This is a genomic window from Hymenobacter agri, assembly GCF_054778495.1.
The window spans coordinates 1-3,742 of sequence record NZ_BAAGZM010000426.1; the positions used below are offsets into that span (position 1 = coordinate 1).

Annotated in this window: 2 protein-coding genes and 1 pseudogene; 2 read left to right on the forward strand and 1 reads right to left on the reverse strand. The window is 59.2% G+C overall.

What is annotated here, in order from left to right; all coding sequences use genetic code 11:
• A pseudogene (locus ACYVDE_RS17035) lies at window positions 1-1,595 on the reverse strand (hypothetical protein); the annotation flags it as partial.
• A gap of 546 nt (window positions 1,596-2,141) precedes the next feature.
• Between ACYVDE_RS17035 and ACYVDE_RS17040 the strand changes: the two are divergent.
• Both ACYVDE_RS17040 and ACYVDE_RS17045 read left to right on the forward strand, forming a co-directional pair.
• Entirely contained in the window at window positions 2,142-3,473 is a 1,332-nt protein-coding gene (locus tag ACYVDE_RS17040) for an NAD(P)/FAD-dependent oxidoreductase (RefSeq protein ID WP_460502750.1), read from the forward strand.
• Window positions 3,474-3,606: 133 nt separating this feature from the next.
• Window positions 3,607-3,742 (forward strand): DUF2721 domain-containing protein (locus ACYVDE_RS17045; RefSeq protein WP_460502751.1); only part of this gene is annotated, 136 nt, incomplete at its 3' end.

Here is a 3,742-nt window from a genome sequence, read left to right on the forward strand (position 1 = left end):
ACGGCCTGGCCGGCCAGTGTGAGCAGGCGCACGGCGCACGGCTCGGCGGTGGCCGCAGTCAGGTCGAGGCGAAGACGGTCAGTGGCGGGGTTCGGATAGGCCAGCATGGGCTGCGAGCCCGCGGCTACATTCACCTTCACTACCGGCGAGTAAGCCACGGCCCCGTCGCGGTCGACCTGGCGCAGGCGGTAATAGCTGGTGCCGGCCAACGGCTTGGCATCGGTGGCAGCGTACACGGTCACGGCCGTGGAGTTTCCCTGCGCAGCTACTTCGCTTACGCGCTCATACACTTCGCCTTGGGCGCTACGCTCCACTACAAACAGGGCGCTGTTTTGCTCCGAGGCCGTCGTCCAGCGCAGTTGCACTTGTCCTTTCAGCACTTCGCCCACGAAAGCGGCCAGCTCGACGGGCAGCGGCCGGTTTGAGCAGAACGTGACATTAGCCGCATTCATGCTACCCGTCTGCGAATCGAAGCCAGCAGCATTGCCGGCGTCGCAGAAGTCGAGGCGGCCCACCATGCCGAAGCTGCCGGCATTGGCCGAATAGCCGCCGGCCTGGAAGCTACCCCGTAGCGGAGCAGCCGGGCCAGTCATGCTGGCGCCGGCCTTGTTCTGGAAATCGCCGGTGCTGCTCACAACCCCCGCATTGCTCACGACGCCGTAGTTCACCAGCTGGCCCACCACCTGAAAGGTTGCGTTGCGCTGGTTGGTAAGGCTGGAATTGGCGCTGATATCGCCCATGCCGTTGCTCATTGTCATGCTACCGCTGTTGGTGATGGTAGTGGCCGAGCCCAAGCCCAGGTAGGCATCGAACGTGGCCGTGCCGGTATTTGTGAAGCTGTTGGGGCCGACACCGGGGAAATTAAAGCCCTTGGTCCAGGTGGCGCTATTGGTCAGGGCCAGGGCGCCGCTGGGGTTAAGATTAGCCCTCCAGGTACCGCCGGAGTGGTTGAGAATGAGGCTACCCGAATAGTTAAGGTCGGTGGCGTTCCAGGTACCACTGTTGTTGATAACGGTAGTGCCAATGGGCGTGAGGTAAGCCGACCACCGGCCCGTGCTGAAATTATTGATGGTGCTACTGGCAAGCTTATTTATCTGGCCACTCCAGCTGCCGTAGTTGTTGATGGTAACAACGGCCGAAAAATTGCTTCCCACGTAGCCCGACCACACAGCGGTGCTGTTGCCGGCGCTGCCGTTTGCGATGGTAGTTGGCGAAGCGAGCGCCACGTTTTCCGACGAAATAAGCCCCAGGTTCGTCAGCACTGTGCCGGTGTAGCCGCTCTGCACCGTCAGGTAGCCGCCCGCCCCCCCCCCGTTGGTACCATTGCTGATGGTGCCTTCATTGCGGATGAGGGTGTTGTTGCCGCTCACAATAATGCGGCCGCCCTTGGTAACGCTGCCCAGCACAATCACCGTTGAGTTGCTGCCCAGCACGTTGATGGTGCCCTCAAAATTCACATTGCTGTCAATGGTAATGGTTTGGTTGCTGCCCACATTGAACGTAGCGGACTTGTCGGGATTGGTTATGGTAGAGCAGCCGGTGCACTGGCCCCACGCCTGAGTGACAAAGCAGCTACTCAAAAGCGCTATCATCATGGCAATGAACACCGGCGATAGCGGAGCAGAAAAAGAGGCAATGCGCGACTGCATAGTACAAGTAAAAAATAACCCCGTAAAACACTATTTGACACAAAGCTATATAACTTGCAGCCCGTTATAACTTCATCAATAAACATTAATACTTTTCGAATCCATTTGTAATTGTACTTTATCGGTCTGCGCAACCGCCTCGCACCCCATAATCGCCGAGAACTGCCCGTAAAAAGCCTGACTGATTATTTGCCCATGACTTTTTTAAATAACAATTACTATAAAATATTTTATTATTTTACTTGTTTAATACAATATACATAATAACGTTTATTTGCCGCAGCTGTCGCTTTCTGCCAGGCAGTATTTCCGCGCGTGCTCGCACACTTCGTTGCAGCCCGGAACAACTGGTGCATTGCGGCCGCGCCGAGCAGCTGACGGCAGCCGGCAGCCATTGCGTGGCTCGCAGCCAGAGCCAACACAACCTCACCAGCCAAAAACGGGTAACACCCGGCAGAGGCCGTCCTTCATCCGGCTTCGCATCTTTACCGCATGGAAGGGTTAACGAAAATTGATGACCTCGGCAAGCCGCGGGTGGTGATTGTGGGCGGCGGCTTCGGCGGCCTGGAGCTGGCCAAAGCCCTGGCCGATGCGCCGGTACAGGTGGTGCTGCTAGACAAGCAGAACTACCACGCGTTTCAGCCCCTGCTGTACCAGGTGGCCACCGCTGGCCTGGATGAAGGCGACATCGTGTCGCCGTTTCGCAAAATCCTCAGTGAGCAGGAGAACTTTTACTTCCGGCTGGCCGAGGTGCAGGCCGTCGATACCGACAAGCAGGTAGTGGAAACCACTATCGGGCTGCTGCGCTACGATTTTCTGGTGCTAGCTACCGGGGCCGAACCAAATTATTTTGGTGACAAGGCCATGGAAAAGAATGCGATTGCCATCAAAAGTGTGGAGGAAGCCATTGAGCTGCGCAATACCGTACTGTCGAACTTTGAGCAGGCCCTGCAGCTCGGCGACTACGAGCAAATCAATAGCCTGCTCGACTTCGTGATTGTGGGCGGCGGTCCCACCGGCGTCGAAATTGCCGGCGCCCTGAGCGAGCTGCGCACCCACGTGTTTCCGAAGGACTACCGCGAGCTCGATTTTAAGGAAATGGACATTCACCTGGTGCAGAGCGGGCCGGTGCTGCTGAAGGGCATGTCGGCCCACGCCTCGCAAAAGGCGCTGGAGTCGTTGCGCGCGTTTGGGGTGCAGGTATGGCTGGAGGCGCGGGTGAAATCATACGATGGCTACACGGTCACGCTCAACACGGGCCAGCAGTTTGTGTCGCGCACGCTGATTTGGGCGGCGGGCGTTACGGGGGCCCCCATTCAGGGCCTGCGGGCCGACTGCCTGCTACCCGGCAACCGCTACGCCGTGGACGAATACAACCGCGTGCTGGGCTACGACAACGTGTTCGCCATCGGCGATATAGCGGCCATGAAAACGGCCGACTATCCCGACGGCCACCCCATGGTGGCCCAGCCCGCCATTCAGCAGGGCCGGTTGCTGGGGTCCAACCTCAAGCGCTGGCTGGCCGGGCAGCTGGCCGAGCGGTTCCGCTACCACGACAAGGGCTCGATGGCCACCATCGGCCGCAACCACGCCGTGGCCGACATCAAGCTTTTCGGCCAGGAGCTGCACCTGAGCGGCCTGCTGGCCTGGCTGGCCTGGGGCGTGGTGCACGTCATCTCGCTGGTGGGCTTCCGCAACCGCCTTATGGTGCTGCTGCACTGGGCCTGGAGCTACATCAGCTACGACAAGGGCCTGCGCTACATCGTGGGCAAGCGCAAGTCCCTGGTCGAAACAGACATGGAAGAAGGCAAGGCGATTGTATGAGGTGTGAGTAAAAAGACCGTCATGCTTCGACTACGCTTCGCTCAGCATGACGGTCCTTTAATTCCCTGATTTCCCTCTACCCAGCCTTTCTCCCATGTCTTCCCTTGCCGGCACGCTCACCATTCTTTCGGCCATGTTCACGCCGGCGGTGCTGGTGTCGGCGTGCGCGTCGCTTATTCTCACCACCTCGCAGCGCCTGAGCCGCAGCCTCGACCGGCAGCGCGAAGTGGCCGACCTGCTGCGCCAGAACCCGCCCCCACCCGTCGGCT

Excerpts from the sequence above, each read along its gene's own strand:
- ACYVDE_RS17040 (WP_460502750.1), top strand. The coding sequence starts at position 2,142 with ATGGAAGGGTTAACGAAAATTGATGACCTCGGCAAGCCGCGGGTGGTG.